Below are 20,776 nucleotides of genomic sequence, written 5' to 3' on the forward strand. Positions count from 1 at the left end.
AGCCTGCTCCTCGAACGGAGTGCACTGACCGTCGCACACGATGCGGCGGGCGAAGGAAGCGAGGAACAGCCTTCATGGGGCGTCGGCTCGTACCGCTCACACTGGACAACCTTTCCGATCTCCCCAGACGATGCCGTGCCTGTGTCTTCTGGGAGCTTGATCCGGTCAGTGGGGAAGCTGCGGTAAAGGCGGGGACGCCCGAGCTGGAGAAGGAGGCCTGGATCTCGGCTGTTCTCCTGGAGTGGGGGTCGTGCGGCCGGGTCGTCTATGTCGACGATGTGCCGGTGGGCTATGTGCTCTACGCCCCGCCCGCCTACGTGCCGCGCTCGACCGCGTTTCCCACCAGCCCCGTCTCCTCCGATGCCGTGCAGCTGATGACTGCCTGGATCATGCCGGGCTACCAGGGGCAGGGGCTGGGCCGGGTGATGGTGCAGACCGTCGCCAAGGATTTGCTGCGCCGGGGATTCAAGGCGATCGAGGCGTTCGGTGACGCCCGGTGGAAGGAGCCGGCCTGTGTGCTTCCCGCAGATCATCTGCTGGCAGTCGGCTTCAAGACCGTACGGCCGCACCCCGCCCATCCGAGGCTGAGACTGGAACTGCGTACGACGCTGTCCTGGAAGGAAGACGTCGAACTGGCACTGGACCGGCTGCTGGGCGCAGTGCAGAAAGAGCCGGCGCTCAGGCCGCTGTGATCCGGGATTGCATGACGATCCGAGGGCTATGACGATCCGAGAGCCCAAGGCAACGTGAAACGGGTCCATCCCCCGAGGGACGGACCCGTTTCACGTGAAACATCGGCGTGCGGTACGCCTAGCCGAGGAAGGCCTCAAGGTCACGGACGATCGCGGCCTTCGGCTTGGCGCCGACGATGGTCTTCGCGACCTCGCCGTCCTGGTAGACGTTCAGGGTCGGGATGGACATGACGCCGTACTTGGCGGCCGTGGCCGGGTTCTCGTCGATGTTGAGCTTGACGACCTCGATCTGGTCGCCGTGCTCGGCGGCGATGGCCTCCAGGGACGGGGCGATCTGGCGGCACGGACCGCACCAGGCTGCCCAGAAGTCCACCAGCACGGGCTTCTCGCTCTTCAGGACGACCTCGTCGAAGGAGTCGTCGGTCACGTTCTTCAGGGCGCCGGCCACGGCGGCCTCCTTAACTTCTTGGGGTGTAGTGGGGTGAGAGGCGTGAGTCAGACGGTGGCCGCAGCGGCCTTCTCGTCATCGGCGAGTGCGGCCAGGAAGCGCTCCGCGTCGAGAGCGGCCGAGCAGCCCGTGCCGGCGGCCGTGATGGCCTGCCGGTAGGTGTGGTCGACGACGTCACCGGCACCGAAGACACCGGTCAGGTTGGTCCGGGTCGAGGGGGCGTCGACCTTGAGGTAGCCCTCTTCGTCGAGGTCGAGTTGGCCCTTGAAGAGCTCGGTGCGCGGGTCGTGGCCCACCGCGATGAACAGGCCGGTCACCGCGAGCTCGGACGTCTCGCCCGTCTTGGTGTTCCGCAGCGTCAGACCGGACAGCTTCTGCTCGCCGTGTACTCCGGCAACCTCGCTGTCCCAGGCGAACTTGATCTTCGGGTCGGCGAAGGCCCGTTCCTGCATGGCCTTGGAGGCACGCAGCGTGTCCCGGCGGTGGACGATGGTTACCGACTTGGCGAAGCGGGAGAGGAAGGTCGCCTCCTCCATCGCGGTGTCGCCACCGCCGACCACGGCGATGTCCTGGTCCTTGAAGAAGAAGCCGTCACAGGTGGCGCACCAGGAGACGCCGCGTCCGGAGAGGGCGTCCTCGTTGGGCAGGCCGAGCTTGCGGTGCTGGGAGCCGGTCGTGACGATGACGGACTTGGCGCGGTGCACCGTACCGGCCGTGTCCGTGACCGTCTTGATGTCTCCGGTGAGGTCCACGGAGACGACGTCGTCCGGGACGAGCTCGGCGCCGAAGCGCTCGGCCTGGGCGCGCATGTTGTCCATGAGCTCGGGGCCCATGATCCCGTCCTGGAAGCCCGGGAAGTTCTCCACGTCGGTGGTGTTCATCAGCGCGCCACCGGCGGTGACGGCGCCCTCGAACACCAGCGGCTTCAGCGAGGCGCGTGCGGTGTAAAGGGCGGCCGTGTAGCCCGCAGGGCCGGAGCCGATGATGATCACATTACGGACGTCGCTCACGGGTTTCTTCCTCGTCTCTGCAGACTGCCTACTGTCCACGCCTACTGGGGCCGGTTCAACGACTCTCACCCCACCCAACGGATCCTACGGGGGATGCATTCCCCGACGTGCCGAGGCGGCTTCCGGGGGGATTCTCAGCGTCGCGGGTAGGTACGGGTCAGCAGGAGCTCACCCTTACCCGCAGGCTCCGCCTGGACGCAGGCCGCATCGACGACGTACGCCTGTACCCGCGCAGCATCGGACGGGTGCGGGAGAACGACGAGGAAGACATCCGTGCCTGCGTAGGTGCCTTCCTCCACGGCGAGGGCGGCAGTATCACGTCCGGTGCCCTGCTCCACGCAGGGCGGGACAGGGACGGTGCGTGCGCGCAACGGAGTCTGGGGCGACTCGGATCCGGCGGGGGCGCTCTTGGGCGACGATTGCGCCCCGGTGGACGGCGTCTGCTCCTCGGCCCCCACACCGTCCACCGACTTCGACGGCTTCGAGCCGGTGCTCAGAAGAAGAGTGTGTACCCGGTCCTCAAGCGTGGACTCCGAGAACGTCCCTCCGCCGTTCTCCCCGGCGCTGGAACTGCGGTCCGCTGCCTTGAGGCTCCCGGAATTCTGGGACGGCTGGACGTTCTGCAGCAGGAAGACGCTCACACCGACCACGGCCGCGCCGAGAGCCGCCCCGAGCACGGCTGTGCGACGGCGGCGTCGGAGCGGCCGGCGGCCGGGGCCGGTGGTTGCCCGGGGGTGCCCTGCGGGACGGCCCGAGGGGCTGGGCTCTGCATTCGGCTTCTCAACTGCGGGCGGCTCTGTTTCACGTGAAACACGCAGCGAGCCGGATGGCGGCGTGGCGCCGAGAGCCGCTTCAGCGACGAGTGCGGCGTCGATGCGGTCCGCGATGTCGTCCGGCATCCGCTGCGGCGTGGGCACGGTGCCGAGCAGCTCGCGGATCTCCATGAGGGAGGCATGGACCTCACCACAGAGTTCGCAGCCGTCCACATGGTCGCGTACCTCTGCCGCCCGTGATGGTGGGAGCAACTCCTCCGTCAGGTCGGAGATCTCCGTGACATCCGGATGCTGGGTCGTGTCGGCCGTTGAAGTCATGTGCGCCCACCTCCGCCCTTCACTGAAGCGGGATCGCTTGTGGCCGCGTCTCTCGGCCCCGATGCCGGTGGGACGGATGTACGCGGCGTCCGGTTCCTTGTAGCCGTCTCATCGGCTCCCGCGACCTCGCTGCGCAGATGAGTGAGCAGCGGCGCCAGCCGGGCCCGCCCCCGCGCGCAGCGGCTCTTCACGGTGCCTGTCGGTACGTCGAGGATGCGTGCTGCCTCGGCCACGGGGTAGCCCTGCATGTCCACGAGGACGAGGGCGGCCCGCTGTTCGGCGGGCAGGGTGGCGAGCGCGGCCAGGAGCTCGCGGTGGAGGTCCTGGCGTTCTGCCGGTGCCTCCGCGGATTCATGAGGTTCCAAGAGCTGCTCGAACCGTTCGGTGTCATCGATCGGCGCGGTCCTGCGGCTGGCCGCCTTGCGGACCCGGTCGAGGCAGGCGTTGACCGTGATGCGGTGCAGCCAGGTGGTGACGGCGGACTGACCCCGGAAGGTGTGGGCGGCCCGGAAGGCGGAGACAAGGGCGTCCTGAACGGCGTCCGCGGCTTCCTCGCGGTCCCCCAGGGTCCGTATCGCCACGGCCCACAGCCGGTCGCGGTGGCGCCGTACGAGCTCACCGAAGGCGTCCGGTTCACCGGCCACATGGCGAGCGAGGAGGTCTGAGTCGCTAGATTCGGGTTCTAAGGATTCAGCAACCAACGCGATACCCCTAAGTGCCTAAAAGTAACCTTCACCTCGGGCTATCGCGAAGTGGGTCGTCCAAGGCTTGATCAGGAAAGCGGAAAGTGCCCCTGATCGGAAAACTCCATGGTCAGGTGGGCATTACCAAGCAGCCCCCGGTGGCGTGCGCTGTCAGGCGGCTGCCGGGATGAGCGTGACGCTGTGGCCGAGGGCCTTGAGCCGGCGGGCGAGGCCGCAGCTCTTGCGGCCCGGGTCGAGGTTGTGGGTGTGGAGGCGGGTGCCGTTACTGAGGCTGAACACCATACCAATGACTGCTGGCAGGCACGTTTTCGCCGGAGTTGGTGGACCGGGTGACCGCTGAGTGCGGCCGTTCCGGCCTGCGCACCGGGCTGCTGACGCCGCGGGTGGTGGCTGGTGGCGATCGGCGGCACGGTCTTCGACAGCTGTGATTCCCAGCGCCTGGTTCTCTTCTGCAACACCGGCTACGCGGGCTCGTACACGAGGTTCAGCTCCACCGGTTCTGGCAGCGAGGGAAGTAGATCCTCTCTTGCAGATGAGTCATGGCGACACCGTGCATTTCTGGAGGCTGCGGGGATTGCGGCGTCGCCCGCTCAAGGTTTGAGTTCATGGAGAATGCGCGGCATCGGTGAACAAGGGGGGCGGGCGTGATGACCCGTGAGCAGGTAGTCAGCCCATGAACTTAACTTCGGTGATGGATTGTTTGTAGCCTGCTGAGCTGTAACGATCGGCGGGTGACTTCGGCATGTCCGTAAGCCATACGAGAACGAACCGGGTCTTTACCGGGTTCTTCGTCTGCAGTTTCGCTTCTGTGCCGGTCGTCTCGGTCGTTGCGATCTTCTTCATCGACGTCAGCGGCGTTGATGAGTTGAGGGAGTCGGCCGCGTAGAGCGAGGCGGTGGTGTGATCGCCACCGAATTGAAGGCTTACGGAGGCTGACGAAATGAACTGAGCAGAGTCGAGTTCATACACGATGCCGACGCCCTGTTTGAAGGGCGCCAATTTGGGGCCGCCTATGAAGCTCTTGGACCGCCAGTACGTCGAGCTGTCGCCGTCATACGTCAGGTGGACGTCGTTGGGGTGCTGTGCCTTTCCATCCGGAAAGTACTCGACCGCGTCCTTGACCGTGAGCGGTTGGCCCGTGGACTTCTTCTTGCCGTCCTCACCGTTTTTCGGGTCGGTCTGTGTGCTGCCGGGGTCACTCGACTCGTTGTTGAGCAGCGTCTCGGCGAGCTGCCAGCTGCCGAGGCCCAAGGCCGCGATCAGCAATGCGGAAACGGCCCACTTGAGAGCCTTGCCGGTACGGCTCTGGAGCGGCGCCGGGGGTGCGGCCATCACGGGCATGGTCACAGGTGCGCCGGGACGGGCGGACGAGCGCCCGTAGGAGCCCTGCTGGTAGGTCGTGCGCTGATACTCGGGCGGCGCCGTGAAGACGGGCTCCGGAGGACGGATGCGGGGCATCGCGGCAACGGCCTTGGCCAGCTCGTCCGGCGTCGTGCACGGCTGCTCCTGCCGGGAGGCAGTCGCGCCGTCGTTGGCGAGGGCGCGCATGGCGAGCTCGGAAAGGCCGCGGTGGACGCCCGCGCGCACCTGGTCGGGGGCGATCAGCCCCACTCCCTTGGGCAGCCCGGCCAGGCCGTACGCGTCGCTCTCGTACGGCCAGCGCTGGGTCAGTGCGGCGTACAGCAGAGCCCCGATGGCCTCGGTGTCCGCACGCTGGGGACCGTCGGCGGTGATGCCCCGCAGGGCGGCGTTCACCGCGAGGCCGCGGATCCGGTACTGCCCGGTCGAGCTCCGCAGTACCGCCCCCGGGGTGAGCCTCAGATGTGCGAGGCCTTCCCGGTGGGCTGCCGCCATGGCCTGGGATACCTGGCTGACGAGCTGGTACGCGTCGTGCGCGTCCATCGGCCCCGAGGCCAGCAGAGAGGTGAGCTCGGTGGCGTCGGGGAGCCATTCGTGGACGACATAGACGAGGTCGTCCTCCTCCACCGCGTCGAGGACCTGCACGAAACGCGGGTCACCGAGCAGCGCGGAGGAGCGGGCCGCGGCCAGCACGGAGCGGGCTCGCGGGTGGTCGGCCGGAAGAAGATGGACGCCCACCGCGCGGCGCAGCTTCTCGTCGACAGCGCGCCAACTGCTGAAGCCGTCCAGACGGGTGACGCACTCCTCCAGCCGGTAGCGTCTGGCAAGTTTGTGCCCGCTGTGCAGGTCAGGGGTCGGCAGGGTGACCTCGGAGCTGATGCGTTCACCATCCGTGTCCTGCGGCTTCGTGCCCTTGGTGTCCTGAGATTCTGCCGTCCCGTCGGTCGTGGCCTCGTCCGCCTTGGCGGTCAGCGGCTCATCGCCGCTGTTGTCGGCCACGTCGACGGCAGCCGTGCTACGTTCCGCCACCGTCGTTCCTGCCTCCCCATCCGTTGCGCGATGCCAGCCAGCTCTGCACAGTCACGCCAATTGTGCCCACACTCCGGCGCTATGCACGACACGCAAGGGGTGGTGATGGTTGTGCGGTGGTTGATTCTCAGCGACCGAGCCGCCCTCGGACCATCCCGACCATGCCGTTGATCTCCTCGATCCGCATCCGCTTGGCGGCGACGAAAAAGACGCCGAGCAGTACCGCTCCGCCGCAAATCAGAGCGGCGAGCGAACCGAAGGCACCCTCGCCGAGACCCAGGAGAACGGCAAAGCCCACACCGCCGCCGAGTACCGCTGCCGGGATCGCGGCCAGGCACAGCCGGGCGTACGTACGCACGACATGTGCACCGTCCAGATCCCCGCCCAGGCGGTTGCGCAGCCGCCGCCAGGCGATGCCCACGCCGACGGCATAGGCGAGCCCGTACGAGGCGGCCATGCCGACCACGGCCCACCGGGCGGGCAGGACCACGTAGCAGAGGGCCGAGGCGGCCGCGTTGACCGCGGCGACGATGACCGTGTTGTAGAAGGGCGTGCGGGTGTCCTCGTACGCGTAGAAGCCACGCAGTACGACGTACTGCACGGAGTAGGGGATCAGACCGAGACCGAAGGCCATGAGGATGAAGCCCATGGAACGGGCGGCCTCGGTGCCCGCGGAGGCGTACAGCAGGGTGCACATCGGCAGGCCGAGGGCGAGGAAGGCGAAGGCCACTGGCACGATCGCGACGGCCGAGTTCCGCAACCCCTGGGAGATGTCGTCACGAACGGCGCCCGGGTCGTCGTCGTGGGCGGCGCGGGAGATACGCGGCAGCAGGGCGGCCATGACGGAGACGGTGATGATCGCCTGCGGCATGCCCCAGATGAGCTGGGCGTTGGAGTAGGCGAGGAAGCCGGTGCCGTCCTTGCCAGACAGTTTGCCCGCCGACGTCGCGAGCTGGGTGACGACGATCACACCCGCCTGGTTGGCGAGCACGAACAGGACGGTCCACTTGGCCAGCTTGACCGTTTTGCCGAGCCCGTGTCCCTTCCAGTCGAAGCGCGGACGGAAACGGAACCCGGCCTCGCGCAGATACGGGACCATCGCCAGGGCCTGGACGACCAGACCGAGCAGCGTGCCGATACCGAGGAGCCGGACGCCCTCCGGCGGAATGGTCTGGACGCCCATCTGGGACTCGGCGGACGTTCCGTAGACCCAGATGAACATGCCGAACGTGAAGATCATGACGATGTTGTTGAGGACCGGCGTCCACATCATCGCGCCGAACTTGCCGCGGGCGTTGAGGATCTGGCCCATGACGACATGCACGCCCATGAAGAAGATGGTCGGCAGGCAGTACCGGGCGAAGGTCACGGCGACGCTGTTGGCCGCCGCGTCATTGGCGATCGTCGGCGACATCATGTGGATCAGCCATGGAGAGGCGAAGGCCGCGAGTGCGACGATCACGCCGAGCGCGACCATGACGAGCGTCAGAAGCCGGTTGGCGTAGGCCTCGCCGCCGTCCTCGTCGTCTTTCATGGAACGGACGAGCTGAGGAACGAAGACCGAGTTCAGGCCGCCGCCCACGGTGAGGATGTAGATCATCGTGGGCAGGGTGTAGGCGATGGTGAAGCTGTCGCCGAGCAGTGCCGCACCGAGCGCGGCGGTCATGACGAGGGTACGTACGAAGCCGGTGAGGCGGGACACGAGCGTGCCGGCCGCCATCAGCGCGCTGGACTTCAGTATCCCGGCGGCCCGGCTGCCCGACTTCGGCGGGGCGGGTGCCGGGGCAGGCTCGGGCTCCGGGGGGACGGGGGCGGACCCCGCCGGGCCCTCCTGGTCCCGGAAGAGGTGTGCGAAGGCGTCCGGCTGCTCGTCGTCCCGGGACGCCTGGCTCACCAGGTCGTCCACCCCGACGAACTGGGTGGTGGCCGGATCGTCGCCGTACGGCAGGTGCCGCGACGGACCGCCGGGCTCGGGCGGCGGGGTCTGCGCCCAGATGCGAGGATCGGGCGGGTACTGGGCTGCGGGCGGCTGCTGGTAGAGGGGCTGGGGCTGCTGGTAGGTGCCCGGGGGCGGCGGCGGGTGCGCGGCCCGGTCGTACAGCGCTTCGGTCACCGGGTCCTGGACGGAAAGGTCCTGGGCTCGGTAAGGATCGTGGTCGTAGGCGTCCTGCAGGTACGGATCGGGCATCGGCGGAACCTGGCCAGGGCCTGGGGGCACCGGGGGCCCGCCGGAAGACCCGGCTCCGCCCGCACCCTGACCGCGGTCACCGTCGTACGGCGCGTTCATCGAAACCCCACCTCATCGTCCCCGGCCGACCGGCCACGACAGACATCGCTCAACGTTCCACTTTCTCACCCGAGTCCGACGGCTCCCCGCTTTCCGGACCGGTGTCCGGAGTCGGGTCACTCGGCTGCTCGGGTTCGCCGCCGTCTTCGCCGCCCGCGCCGCCCGCGTTGGCACGCTTGCGATGGGTGTACATCCTGATGCCCGCGAGGACCAGAAGCAGCAGGCCGCCGGCGATGACCAGCAGCACGGTCGGGGTGAGCTCGGAGACCTTCACGGTGAAGGTCATCGCTCCGCCGTACGGCGTGCCGTCCTCGGTGTAGAGCTGCGCCGTCATCTGCACCTGGCCGTTGACGTTGGCAGCCGCGTCGAACTTCACGGACTGGCTGTGGCCGGGGCCGATCCGGATCGGCTGCTCCGCCACGGCCCCGCCGTCGTTCAGCTTGAGGCGGGTCGCGTTCTCCGACTTCAGCCGGAGAACGAGATGGTCCACGCCCTGCAGCAGCCTGTTCTGCACGGTCACCGGGATCGTGGCGCTGCGGCCGGACAGGGTGACGTCCGACTTCGAGATGAGCTGGACCTCGCCGACGAGGTCCTGCAGATAGCCGCGGACCGAGTCCCGGTACTGCTGGGCCTCCAGCGGCCTGCCGCGCCACGACGTCGACATGGACCGGTTGAGCGCGTTGCCGAAGGGGGTCACCACCCGCTCGGGCTGGGTGAGGATGACCTGGAAGTTGTTCAGTGACACCTGGGTGGACTTGATGTCCTGGAAGGCCTGGGTGGGCAGCTCCTGGCTGCGGAGCTTCTTCGGGTACTGGGAGGCCCCGGGGACGCTGGTCGTCGCGTCCGCGTCGGGCTTCGCCGCGGCCGCGTCCACCAGCCCGAGGGGCTGGGTCCAGCGCCCGTCGTCGAGCCCGTGCAGGGCGCGGGCCATCGACTGGGCCTGGGCCACGGTGGGCATCCGCTGCGGTGCGACGACGATGCTCCGCTCGGTGTCCGTGTCCTGTTCGGTCAGGGCGAGCGTCTGAGCGAGGAACTTCTGCACGGCGAGGGTGGACTTCCCTGCCTTCGACATGTCGCCCTGGAAGGCCGTGGAGAGCCGGGCATCGGCGACGACCGCGGTGGTTCCGCCACCGATCGGCCGGGCAGCGGTCGGCGTGTACGTCAGACCACCGGTCTCCTGGAGGCTGTCGCTCCGGGCGATCACCTTGTGGGCCCCGGCCGACGTGGCGACATCTACGACCGACGGGTCGATCGCCCCGTCGACGGGCCACGCGAAGTCGGTCGACGGCTTCACATGGAGGATCGTCTGTACCGTCATCCCGGCCACTTCGGTGGCGGTCTGAAGGTGGCTGAGAGTGCCGGAGACGTTCTTGCCGCGGTGTGCGATGGACGCCAGATCGGGGTCGGCGAACGGCAGCGCGACGACCTTCCCGTCCGACACCGCGGCTTCGAGCGCGGTGAGCCACTGCTTGGCGACGGCCTGGTTCGTCCCGGCGACGGTGGTGTCACCGGACTTGACGCGGTAGTTCCCCGTCATCGCGTCGACACTGGCCAGCAGGTCCGGGTCGATCACCCAGGTCACGGGCAGCTGGCTGCCCAGCGATACCAGCTGTTCGAGCCGTCCGCCCGGAGCCAGCTCGGCGGCCAGGTCGTCGTCCGCGAACACGGGCGTCTGCTGATCGTCGGTGCCCGTCTCGGCGGTGACATGGGCCGACGCGATGAGTGGCCAGAGGTAGGTGACCTTCGTCCGGGAGTCGCGCTCCTCCTCCTGCCAGGGCAGGAAGGTGCGCTCGATCCCCAGCACCTGGTCGTACTGGACCCGGGAGGTCTGTCCTGTCAGCGAGACACCGAGCTGGTAGACGCCGTCGTCGCCGAGCCCCAATTTGCCGACCGGGACGGAGAGCGTGAAGTCCTGGCTGATCCCGGAGGACAGCTTCGCGAACTTCACCGTGTACTTGCCGCCGATCGGGGCGGGGTCGCTGCCGAGCACATATCCGGTGCGCCTGGCGGCGGTGTCGATCTCCGTCCTGCTGTCGAGCTTCGGGCCCACCCGCAGGTCGACCACGGCCTGCGTGATCGCGTCCTTGCCCCGGTTGGTCACGGTGCCCGAGACGGTCAGGGTGTCCCCCTTGACCGGCGCGCTCGGAGCCAGGGTGTTCAGGGCCACATCCACCGTTTCGGACCCGGTGGGGGCCTTGCCGGTCCCGCCGGCCTGCGCCGCGGGTGCGGCCGGACCGGCCAGCAGCGTCGCGACAAGCGGCGCTCCGATGATCAGGGCGGCTGTGCGCCGCAGCCACCGGCGGGCAGGAGAGGGATCGATCCCCTGAATGTCTGCCGCCTCGGCCACGCGCCTACCCGTCCCTCGTCGTCGTCAGCTGGTGTCGATGGTTGTCGGTTCTTGCGTCCACGCATGGTAACGATGTGCGCGGGTGCCAAGTGCTGGGGAGTTCGCTACATGATCGGAAGAGTCTTGCAGGGCGGGCCGAAACCAGGGCGACCGGGCCGGTCCGGGCACGTACCCTTTTCTGTTGTGTCGAACGCCAATGAAGACAGCTCCCGTGCCCTGACCCAGGTGCAGCACCGCGCAGTCAGCGAACTGCTGCGGGTGTCCCCGGTCGCCGACGACCTCGCTCGCCGTTTCCAGGACGCCGGGTTCAGTCTCGCGCTGGTCGGAGGTTCGGTCCGCGACGCACTTCTCGGCAGGCTCGGGAACGACCTGGACTTCACGACCGACGCCCGCCCCGAGGCCGTACTGAAGATCGTCCGGCCGTGGGCGGACTCCGTGTGGGAGGTCGGGATCGCCTTCGGCACGGTGGGCGCGCAGAAGGACGGCTACCAGATCGAGGTCACCACCTACAGGTCGGAGGCGTACGACAGGACCTCGCGGAAACCCGAGGTGTCCTACGGCGACTCCATCGAGGAAGACCTGGTCCGTCGTGACTTCACGGTCAACGCGATGGCCGTCGCGCTTCCACAGAAGGAGTTCATCGATCCTCACGGCGGCCTGGAAGACCTGGCGGAGCGCGTTCTGCGCACCCCCGGAACGCCCGAGGAGTCCTTCTCGGACGATCCGCTGCGGATGCTGCGCGCCGCACGCTTCGCGGCCCAGCTGGACTTCGACGTCGCTCCCGACGTGGTCACCGCGATGACGGAGATGGCCGGGCGCATCGAGATCGTCTCCGCCGAGCGGGTCAGGGAGGAGCTCAACAAGCTGCTGCTCTCCACCCACCCCCGCAAGGGCCTGGCGCTGCTCGTCGACACAGGACTGGCACAGCAGGTGCTGCCGGAGCTCCCCGCACTGCGTCTGGAAAGTGACGAGCATCACCGTCACAAGGATGTCTACGAGCATTCGCTGACTGTTCTGGAGCAGGCCATCGATCTGGAGCAGAACGGCCCGGATCTGGTCCTGCGCCTCGCCGCGCTCCTCCACGACATCGGGAAGCCGAGGACGCGACGCTTCGAGAAGGACGGGCGCGTCTCGTTCCATCACCATGAAGTGGTGGGCGCGAAGATGGTCAAGAAGCGGATGACCGAGCTCAAGTACTCCAACGACATGGTCAAGGACGTCTCGAAGCTGGTGGAGCTGCATCTGCGCTTCCACGGCTACGGCGATGGGGAGTGGACGGACTCCGCGGTCCGTCGCTATGTGCGGGACGCCGGCCCCCTGCTGGAGCGGCTGCACAAGCTGACCCGCTCGGACTGCACCACGCGGAACAAGCGCAAGGCCGCCGCCCTCTCGCGGACCTACGACGGGCTGGAGGAGCGCATCGCGCAGTTGCAGGAGCAGGAGGAGCTGGATGCCATCCGCCCCGACCTGGACGGCAACGAGATCATGAAGACCCTGGGTGTCGGCCCCGGGCCGGTGATCGGCAAGGCATACGCGTTCCTGCTGGAGCTGCGCCTGGAGCACGGCCCGATGGGGCATGACGCGGCGGTCGAGAAGCTCAAGGAGTGGTGGGCCGCTCAGGGCTGAGCCCGATCCTGCGGGAGCGCCGGTCATGTTTCACGTGAAACACGACCGGCCTCCGGTGCCGCACTCCGATAGGCCGAGAGGCGTTGTTTCACGTGAAACAACGCCTCTCGATGACGTTAGACAGCTTCTCCGGTGCGGCTCCACCGGAACATCAGCACCGCGACGATCGCGTAGAGGGCAGCCACTGCGCCCGCAAGCACGGCCGATCGCCCGTCAGGGGGCAGTATCAGGGCGGAGACTGCGGCGGCTCCCACGAAGGCGACGTTGAACAGCACGTCGTAGAGGGAGAACACCCGGCCGCGGAAGGAGTCCTCCACCGAGGTCTGCACCACCGTGTCGGTCGCGATCTTCGCCCCCTGTGTGGCCAGCCCGAGGACGAACGCCGCGGCCAGCATGGGTGCGGGGGCGAACCACAGCCCAAGTGCCGGTTCGAGGACGGCCGCCCCCGCCGCGCACACCGTCAGCCATCGGAGCCGGCCGAGCCGGCCTGTAGCCCAGGGCGTCAGTACGGCCGCCGCGAAGAATCCCGCGCCGGAGACCCCCACGGCCAGCCCCAGAAGCGCCAGGCCTTCGGATTCGCTGTCGGTCCAGGCGTACCGGCACAGCATCAGCACCATGACGGTCAGTGCTCCGTAGCAGAAGCGCATCACGGTCATGGCGGCCAGCACCCGGGTGGCCTGCTTCCGCTGTGCCAGATGACGCAAGCCGTCGGACAGTCCCCGCACGGTGGCGGCCAGGGCCTCCCTCAGCCCGATCCGGTGTCCGTCCCGGTCCGGTCCGAGGAGTCCGGTGGCAAGGGTCAGGGAGGCCAGTGCCGACGTGAGGTAGAGCGCCGCCCCCAGCAGCACCACCACGGCATCGGAGTCCGCGACCAGCAGTCTCACGGCGAAGGCGAGGCCACCGCCCGCCGTGGCCGCGAGCGTCCCTGCGGTCGGCGAGATCGAGTTGGCCAGCACCAGCCGGTCGTTGTCGACGACGCGCGGCAGTGCGGCCGAGAGTCCGGCCAGGACGAAGCGGTTGACCGCGGTGACGCACAGCGCCGAGGTGTAGAAGAGCCAGTCGGGTGCGGAGCCGAGGACGAGGAGCGCCGTGCAGCAGGCGAGCGCGGCACGCAGCAGGTTTCCGTACAGAAAGACCTGGCGGCGCGGCCAGCGGTCCAGCAGAACCCCCGCGAAGGGGCCGATGAGCGAGTACGGCAGCAGCAGTACCGCCATGGCGGAGGCGATGGCACCCGCCGAAGCCTGCTTCTCCGGCGAGAAGACGACATGAGCCGCCAGCGCAACCTGGAAGACACCGTCGGCCGACTGGGAGAGAAGTCGTACGGCCAGCAGACGACGGAAGTTCCGAAGGCGCAGAAGAACACGCAGGTCACTCACGACGGCCATGTGATCAAGAGTCACATACGTTGAGGGTCCCCGGGCAGATGCCCGGGGACCCTCAACAGCACGGAAGGGAATGAGCGTTGCCGCTCGGCACCCGGCCGTGTGGACGTGCCGTGTCCGGCTGCGTCAGTTGGAGACCTCGCCGCGGATGAACTTCTCGACGTTCTCGCGGGCCTCGTCGTCGAAGTACTGGACCGGCGGGGACTTCATGAAGTAGGACGACGCGGAGAGGATCGGGCCACCGATGCCGCGGTCCTTGGCGATCTTCGCGGCGCGGACGGCGTCGATGATGACACCGGCGGAGTTCGGGGAGTCCCAGACCTCCAGCTTGTACTCCAGGTTCAGCGGAACGTCACCGAAGGCACGGCCCTCAAGGCGCACGTACGCCCACTTGCGGTCGTCCAGCCAGGCCACGTAGTCCGACGGGCCGATGTGGACGTTGTCCGCACCGAGCTCGCGGTCCCGGATCTGGGAGGTGACGGCCTGCGTCTTGGAGATCTTCTTGGACTCCAGGCGCTCACGCTCAAGCATGTTCTTGAAGTCCATGTTGCCGCCGACGTTCAGCTGCATCGTGCGGTCCAGGACGACACCCCGGTCCTCGAAGAGCTTCGCCATCACGCGGTGCGTGATGGTGGCGCCGACCTGCGACTTGATGTCGTCGCCGACGATCGGCACACCGGCCTCGGTGAACTTGTCCGCCCACTCCTTGGTGCCGGCGATGAAGACCGGGAGGGCGTTGACGAACGCGACCTTGGCGTCGATGGCGCACTGCGCGTAGAACTTCGCAGCGACCTCGGAACCGACGGGCAGGTAGCAGACGAGGACGTCGACCTTGCGGTCCTTGAGGACCTGGACGATGTCGACCGGGGCCTCGGCCGACTCCTCGATGGTCTGGCGGTAGTACTTGCCGAGACCGTCGTGGGTGTGGCCGCGCTGGACGGTGACGCCGGCGTTCGGCACGTCGCAGAGCTTGATGGTGTTGTTCTCGCTGGCACCGATGGCGTCCGCGAGGTCGAGACCGACCTTCTTCGCGTCGACGTCGAAGGCGGCGACGAACTCGACGTCCCGCACGTGGTAGTCGCCGAACTGGACGTGCATCAGACCGGGCACCTTGCCGGCCGGATCGGCGTCCTTGTAGTACTCGACGCCCTGGACCAGCGAGGCGGCGCAGTTGCCCACGCCGACGATGGCTACGCGAACCGAACCCATTCCGGTTGCTCCCTGTGTGTTTTGGATGTTTCCGATGAAGGCCCCGCGGATCTGCGGGGACCTCACTTTGCGGTGTCGTCGGACGGATCCGGCGGGGTGTCACCCCGGCGCCGGGGCAGGCCGTCCGTCTCTCCTGCGGTGTTCTGCTGAGCTTCGCTCCCGGGCGAGGACCGTCGCTGGTCCCGTCCCGACCGCTCGCTCTCGATGAGCTCGTTCAGCCAGCGCACTTCGCGCTCCACGGACTCCATGCCGTGTCGCTGCAGCTCAAGTGTGTAGTCGTCGAGGCGCTCACGGGTGCGGGCCAGCGAGGCCCGCATCTTCTCCAGCCGCTCCTCCAGCCGGCTGCGCCGGCCTTCCAGCACCCGCATCCGCACTTCGTGCTCCGTCTGCCCGAAGAAGGCGAAGCGGGCTGCGAAGTGCTCGTCCTCCCAGGAGTCGGGGCCGGTGTGCGAGAGCAGCTCCTCGAAGTGCTCCTTACCTTCCGCCGTCAGCCGGTAGACGATCTTGGCGCGGCGCCCGGCCAGTGAGGAGGCGGGGGCGACCGCACGGCCGGTGGCGGGCGGCTGGTCGGCGGGGGCGGCACCTGGTTCCTCGATCAACCAGCCGTTGGCGACCAGCGTCTTGAGGCAGGGATAGAGGGTGCCGTAGCTGAAGGCGCGGAAGATCCCCAACGAAGTGTTGAGACGTTTGCGCAGCTCGTACCCGTGCATCGGGGATTCGCGGAGCAGGCCGAGAACGGCGAATTCGAGGATGCCGGAGCGTCTGCTCAACTTCGCCTCCTCCTTCTCCGAGTGCGTCCGAGTGCGTCCGAGTGCGTTCGAGTGCTCCTGCGGAGCTCTCTGCCGGGCCAATGTACCGAGCTGATGTATCGACTCGATACATCACGACGATAGATCGGTCGCCGCGATGCGACAAGGGGAGTCATCGTGAACGGCGTCACATCGTGAATTCGTAGGCACCGACTTGCGTTGTTTGGGGTGAAGTTCGGCCCTAGGAGGGTTTTGACCGTGCGTAGTCTGTGCGGCATGCAGACCACCGGGAACCGCGTGACGCCCTCGCGCGTCAGTCTTCGCGGACCAGCCGGACGCATGGCGGACGTGCCTGTCGCAAGGCTTGTCCGTAATTCGGGGGGACCGGATCTCAACTGCCGCTTCCAGGCGCTCTCGCCTGCCCGAGGAGTAGTCGTTCGATGAGCGAGCACCGTCGCAAAACGCCGCAACCGCAAGGTGGCGGGCGTGCAGCGGCCAGACGAGCCGCCCAGCAGTCCTCAGGACGCCGCGCCGCCCCGTCACGTGGAGTAACTTCCGAGTCACCTTCCGGTTCGCACGGCGGCGACAGCCCGTACGGCGGCCGCGCCGAGGCCAGACGTGCCGCCCAGCGGGGCGGCGGGAGCCGTCGCGCCGAGGGCGGCGGAGCGGGCCGCGGGGGCGGGGGCCGACGCCGCGGAGGCGGCGACGGCGGGCACGAAGGGCCGGGCCGGGGGCGGGGCCGGGGCTCCCAGCGCCCTGTCAAGAAACGCTTCATCGACTACCCGCGGGCCGGTAAGTACGGCTTCCGGCGCTGGGTCCCGTCGTGGAAGCTGGTCCTCAGCCTCTGCATCGGCTTCTTCGGCCTGCTGATGGGTGTCGGCGGTATCGCGTACGCGATGGTCGGCCTGCCCGACGTGCAGAAAGCCGCAACCGCACAGAACAACGTCTACCTGTGGGACGACGGCTCGCAGATGATCGCCACCGGCGGTGCGGTCAACCGTCAGCTCATCCCCTACGCGCAGATCCCCGAAGCCATGCGGGACGCCGTCATCTCCGCCGAGAACAAGTCCTTCGAGCATGACCGGGGCATTGACCCCATGGGTATCGCCCGGGCCCTGTTCAACATGGCCGCCGGTGGTGAGACCCAGGGTGGTTCGACGATCACCCAGCAGTACGTGAAGAACTCGCGTCTGTCCCAGGAACAGACCCTGAGCCGGAAGTTCCAGGAACTCTTCATCACGCTCAAGGTCACCAACAAGATGAAGAAGAACGAGATCATCAGGGACTACCTCAACGTCTCCTACTACGGACGGGGTGCCTCGGGGATCCAGGCGGCGGCCCGTACGTACTACGGCAAGGACGCCGTAAAACTGAATCCGAGCGAGTGCGCGTTCCTGGCCACGCTGCTCAAGGGCGCGTCCTACTACGACCCGGCGGGTGCCACCGACGTCGACCCCGTGCAGGCGACGGAGAAGCTGAACACCGCACGGGCCATCAAGCGCTGGAAGTGGATCCTCGACGAAGAGGTGAAGGACGGGCGCCTCTCGCAGGCGGAGCGCGCCAAGTACACCAAGTTCCCGATGCCCGACCCGCCGAAGAAGAACGCTCAGCTGGGCGGCCAGACCGGTTATCTGGTCGAGCTCGCCAGGCAGTACTTCCTCAGCAACAACGAGCAGGGCGTCACGGCGGAGAAGTTGGCGCTGGGTGGCTACCAGATCCGTACCACCTTCAACAAGAAGAAGGTCAACGAGCTCAACGACGCGGTCCAGAAGGTCTACGACAGCAAGATCAAGCCGAAGGAGCGCCCGAAGACGGACACCCACGTCCAGTTCGGCGGTGGCTCGGTGGATCCCAAGACCGGTGCCATAGTGGCGATCTACGGCGGTCAGGACGCGACCAAGCACTTCACCAACAACGCCAACCCCACCGGTGCGCAGGTCGGTTCGACCTTCAAGCCGTTCGTGCTGGCGGCGGCGATGGAGTACGGCAAGCGGAACCCGGCGCTCCCGGAGGACCAGGGCCCGTCCGAGCGTACGAAGGTGTCACCGCTCAGCATCTACAACGCCGACGACAAGCTGAAGATCAAGAAGTACAACGGCGAGATCTGGACCGACGAGAACGGTAAGGAGTGGCTGCAGGCCAACGACGGCCACGAGTCGAAGGGCAACATCACCCTTCGCGAGGCGATGCAGTGGTCCGCCAACTCCCCCTACGTACAGCTCGGTATGGACGTCGGCACCGACAAGGTGAAGGAAGTCGCCATGGAGGCGGGGCTCAAGGACGACGAACAGATGGCGGACTCGCACGTGCCGTCGTTCTCCATCGGCACGTCCTCGCCCAGCGCGATCCGGATGGCCGGCGCGTACGCGACCTTCGCAGCCAGTGGCCAGCAGCGTGAGCCCTTCTCGGTCTCCGAGGCGAAGTACGAAGGCAAGACCGTCTACCGGCACGAGGGTGCCCCCAAGCGTGCCTTCGACGCCGCGATCGCCGACAACGTCACCGACGTCCTGAAGAACGTCGTCGAGAAGGGCACCGGTACTCCCGCGCAGATCCCCGGCCGGGACGTGGCGGGCAAGACGGGTACGACGGACGACAACAAGTCGGCCTGGTTCGTCGGCTACACGCCGCAGCTGTCCACGGCCATCAGCATGTACCGGCTCGACGACGACGCGACCAACAAGGACCGTAAGTTCGAAAAGATGTACGGCACGGGTGGCGAGCGGACGATCCACGGTGCCTCGTTCCCGGCCCAGATCTGGCACGACTACATGGTGGGCGCGCTGAAGGGGCAGCCGGTCCTGAGCTTCCCGGAGCCGGGGCCGATCGGTGACAAGGTCTACGGCGGCGGCGCGCAGAGCCCCAAGCCGACGCCCACGGCGCCGGTGACACCCTCGCCGACCATGTCGGTGACCGAGTCGCCCTCGAAGACCCTGCCCCCGTCACCGCCGGAGCCCACCGAGACCTGCGGTACGTGGGACTGGGACTGCCAGCACAACAACGGCGGGACCAGTACCGGCGCGAACGGCGGGGACACCGGTGGTCCCGGCGGCAGTCCATCGACGACCCCCGATCCGCCAACCGGAGGGAACGGGAACGGCGGCGGGAACGGAAACGGCGCCGACGGCGGGAACGGCAACGGCGGATTCATCGCCGGGCCGGCCGGATAGCGCCCGCGCGGCCTCCGGGCCGACCCGGTCATGAGGGCCGCCGCACCCACACGGTGCGGCGGCCCTCGTCGTTTCCACAGTCCCGTACGGCAGGATGAGCGGCATGCCAAGCGCAGAAGACACGAGTGTGCACCAGCACGAGGAACGGTCGGTCGTACGGCCCACGCACCAGGACGAGGTCGCCGCGGCCGGCAGCGAGCTGATCGGCGGGCGGTCGGGGCGCTGGACACGGCTCGGCAGCACGGCCCTCACGCCGGTGGGCGCCATCGCGCTGGTGGCCCTCGGGATGTTCGCGCTGGGCATGGTGCAGAAGCTGCCCTGCTACAACTGGGCCTGGTTCAGAGGCGCGGGCTCGCAGTACACGCATGCCTGCTACTCGGACATTCCGCACCTCTTCGCCGCCCGTGGATTCTCCGACGGCCTGGTGCCGTACTTCGACCGGCTGCCCGGCGACATGCAGTTCCTGGAGTACCCCGTCCTGACGGGTGTGTTCATGCAGATCGCCGCCTGGCTGACGCCGGGCGGATCCATTCAGCACCAGGAGCAGATGTACTGGATGGTCAACGCGGGCATGCTGATGATCTGCGCCGTGATCATCGCCGTCTGTGTCGCCCGTACGCACCGGCGCCGCCCCTGGGACGGGCTGCTGGTCGCCCTCGCGCCCGCCTTCGCGCTCACCGCGACGATCAACTGGGACCTGCTGGCCGTCGCGCTGACGGCCGCGGCGATGCTCATGTGGTCCCGGGGACGGGCGCTGGCGTTCGGCATCCTCATCGGGCTCGCCACGGCCGCCAAGCTCTATCCCGTGTTCCTGCTGGGGCCGGTGTTCGTCCTGTGCTGGCGGGCGGGCAAGTGGCGGGAGTTCGGCATGGCGACGCTCGGGGCGGCGGTGTCCTGGCTGGTGGTGAATCTGCCGGTGATGGCCTTCGCGCCCGAGGGGTGGAAGAAGTTCTACACGTTCAGCGAGGAGCGGGGCATCGACTTCGGCTCCTTCTGGCTGATCATCACCCAGCGCACCGGCGAGAGCATCGAGGTCTCGACCGTCAACACGGTCTCGACGCTGACGACGGTCCTGCTGTGCGCGGCGATCGGCGCGCTCACTCTGATGGCACCGCGCAGGCCGCGGTTCGCGCAGCTCGCCTTTCTCGTCGTCGCGGCGTTCATCCTCGTCAACAAGGTCTACTCGCCGCAGTACGTGCTGTGGCTGATCCCCCTGGCCGCACTGGCCCGGCCGCGCTGGCGCGACTTCCTGATCTGGCAGGCGTGCGAGGTCATGTACTTCCTGGGGATCTGGATGTACCTCGCGTACACGACGAGCGGGGACAAGCACCAGGGGCTGCCCACCGAGGGGTACCAGCTGGCGATCGCCCTGCATCTGCTGGGCACGCTGTACCTCTGCGCCGTGGTCGTGCGGGACATCCTCAAGCCGGAGCGGGACGTCGTACGGCGCGACGGGTCGGACGACCCGTCCGGCGGGGTGCTCGACGGGGCCCCGGACGTGTTCGTGCTGGGGCGGGCGGCGCATCCGGCGCGGTATGCCCACCCGGCGGTGGAAGGGCCGCGGGTGGAGTGGGGAGGGGCGCGCGGACCGGTCGCAGACTGAGAGCCGGGCCCCCCGTTGGGAAAGGCCCGGCTCCGGACCCGGCTGGATCGGCCGTACCGGCCGATCAGCGGTC

General features: G+C 67.9%; 15 protein-coding genes. 4 read left to right on the plus strand and 11 right to left on the minus strand.

Translation table 11 applies throughout. The features are described 5' to 3' along the window. Positions 1–74 precede the first annotated feature (74 nt). Entirely contained in the window at positions 75–692 is a 618-nt protein-coding gene (locus EES42_RS21580; protein WP_124719877.1) for a GNAT family N-acetyltransferase, read from the plus strand. Positions 693–810: 118 nt separating this feature from the next. Here EES42_RS21580 and trxA read toward each other — a convergent pair whose 3' ends face one another. The 8 genes from trxA to EES42_RS21615 all read right to left on the minus strand — a co-directional run bounded on the left by trxA (position 811) and on the right by EES42_RS21615 (position 10,967). Then, positions 811–1,140 carry a thioredoxin gene (gene trxA / locus EES42_RS21585; protein ID WP_124719878.1) on the minus strand — a complete coding sequence of 110 codons (330 nt, stop codon included), beginning with the start codon at positions 1,138–1,140 and terminating at the stop codon, positions 811–813. A gap of 47 nt (positions 1,141–1,187) precedes the next feature. Next, a complete protein-coding gene (gene trxB, locus EES42_RS21590; protein ID WP_124719879.1) occupies positions 1,188–2,150 on the minus strand; it encodes a thioredoxin-disulfide reductase in 963 nt (320 codons plus the stop codon). A 134-nt stretch (positions 2,151–2,284) separates the two neighbouring features. After that, a complete protein-coding gene (locus tag EES42_RS21595; RefSeq protein ID WP_124719880.1) occupies positions 2,285–3,241 on the minus strand; it encodes an anti-sigma factor family protein in 957 nt (318 codons plus the stop codon). Next, positions 3,238–3,942 carry an RNA polymerase sigma factor SigM gene (gene sigM / locus EES42_RS21600; RefSeq protein ID WP_124719881.1) on the minus strand — a complete coding sequence of 235 codons (705 nt, stop codon included), beginning with the start codon at positions 3,940–3,942 and terminating at the stop codon, positions 3,238–3,240. The genes EES42_RS21595 and sigM overlap by 4 nt, the downstream gene beginning before the upstream one ends. Positions 3,943–4,095: 153 nt before the next feature. Next, positions 4,096–4,227: a hypothetical protein gene (locus EES42_RS47305; RefSeq protein WP_266797257.1), complete on the minus strand. Its 132-nt coding sequence runs from the start codon at positions 4,225–4,227 to the stop codon at positions 4,096–4,098. Between the two features lie 384 nt (positions 4,228–4,611). Further along, entirely contained in the window at positions 4,612–6,333 is a 1,722-nt protein-coding gene (locus tag EES42_RS21605) for a protein kinase family protein (protein WP_124719882.1), read from the minus strand. Between the two features lie 127 nt (positions 6,334–6,460). Further along, positions 6,461–8,620 carry a murein biosynthesis integral membrane protein MurJ gene (gene murJ / locus EES42_RS21610; RefSeq protein ID WP_124719883.1) on the minus strand — a complete coding sequence of 720 codons (2,160 nt, stop codon included), beginning with the start codon at positions 8,618–8,620 and terminating at the stop codon, positions 6,461–6,463. A gap of 49 nt (positions 8,621–8,669) precedes the next feature. Continuing rightward, positions 8,670–10,967, minus strand: coding sequence for a DUF6049 family protein (locus EES42_RS21615; protein ID WP_124719884.1), 2,298 nt, complete (start codon positions 10,965–10,967; stop codon positions 8,670–8,672). A 183-nt stretch (positions 10,968–11,150) separates the two neighbouring features. On the opposite strand from EES42_RS21615, the gene EES42_RS21620 reads away from it, so the two are divergent. Then, a complete protein-coding gene (locus EES42_RS21620) occupies positions 11,151–12,593 on the plus strand; it encodes a CCA tRNA nucleotidyltransferase (protein ID WP_124719885.1) in 1,443 nt (480 codons plus the stop codon). A 116-nt stretch (positions 12,594–12,709) separates the two neighbouring features. Here the strand turns inward: EES42_RS21620 and EES42_RS21625 are convergent, their stop codons facing one another. From EES42_RS21625 to EES42_RS21635, 3 genes are all read right to left on the minus strand, one after another. Next, complete coding sequence (locus EES42_RS21625; RefSeq protein WP_124719886.1) at positions 12,710–13,978, minus strand: MFS transporter; 1,269 nt, start codon at positions 13,976–13,978, stop codon at positions 12,710–12,712. Positions 13,979–14,101: 123 nt separating this feature from the next. Next, positions 14,102–15,184, minus strand: coding sequence for an inositol-3-phosphate synthase (locus EES42_RS21630; RefSeq protein ID WP_124719887.1), 1,083 nt, complete (start codon positions 15,182–15,184; stop codon positions 14,102–14,104). A gap of 62 nt (positions 15,185–15,246) precedes the next feature. After that, entirely contained in the window at positions 15,247–15,954 is a 708-nt protein-coding gene (locus EES42_RS21635; RefSeq protein WP_124719888.1) for a PadR family transcriptional regulator, read from the minus strand. A gap of 419 nt (positions 15,955–16,373) precedes the next feature. Between EES42_RS21635 and EES42_RS21640 the strand changes: the two genes are divergently transcribed. After that, positions 16,374–19,100: a transglycosylase domain-containing protein gene (locus tag EES42_RS21640; RefSeq protein ID WP_124719889.1), complete on the plus strand. Its 2,727-nt coding sequence runs from the start codon at positions 16,374–16,376 to the stop codon at positions 19,098–19,100. Positions 19,101–19,203: 103 nt separating this feature from the next. Continuing rightward, positions 19,204–20,703 (plus strand): glycosyltransferase family 87 protein, encoded by a 1,500-nt coding sequence (locus EES42_RS21645; protein ID WP_124719890.1) that lies wholly within the window; start codon positions 19,204–19,206, stop codon positions 20,701–20,703. The last annotated feature ends 73 nt before the right edge of the window (positions 20,704–20,776 follow it).

The organism is Streptomyces sp. ADI95-17, from assembly GCF_003846175.1.
Lineage (GTDB): Bacteria > Actinomycetota > Actinomycetes > Streptomycetales > Streptomycetaceae > Streptomyces > Streptomyces sanglieri.

What these genes read in the sequence shown, in the direction of transcription:
- EES42_RS21580 (WP_124719877.1), top strand. Translation starts at nt 75, where the DNA reads ATGGGGCGTCGGCTCGTACCGCTCACACTGGACAACCTTTCCGATCTC.
- EES42_RS21595 (WP_124719880.1), bottom strand. Translation starts at nt 3,241, where the DNA reads ATGACTTCAACGGCCGACACGACCCAGCATCCGGATGTCACGGAGATC.
- EES42_RS47305 (WP_266797257.1), bottom strand. Translation starts at nt 4,227, where the DNA reads ATGGTGTTCAGCCTCAGTAACGGCACCCGCCTCCACACCCACAACCTC.
- murJ (WP_124719883.1), bottom strand. Translation starts at nt 8,620, where the DNA reads ATGAACGCGCCGTACGACGGTGACCGCGGTCAGGGTGCGGGCGGAGCC.
- EES42_RS21625 (WP_124719886.1), bottom strand. Translation starts at nt 13,978, where the DNA reads ATGGCCGTCGTGAGTGACCTGCGTGTTCTTCTGCGCCTTCGGAACTTC.
- EES42_RS21630 (WP_124719887.1), bottom strand. Translation starts at nt 15,184, where the DNA reads ATGGGTTCGGTTCGCGTAGCCATCGTCGGCGTGGGCAACTGCGCCGCC.
- EES42_RS21640 (WP_124719889.1), top strand. Translation starts at nt 16,374, where the DNA reads ATGAGCGAGCACCGTCGCAAAACGCCGCAACCGCAAGGTGGCGGGCGT.
- EES42_RS21645 (WP_124719890.1), top strand. Translation starts at nt 19,204, where the DNA reads ATGCCAAGCGCAGAAGACACGAGTGTGCACCAGCACGAGGAACGGTCG.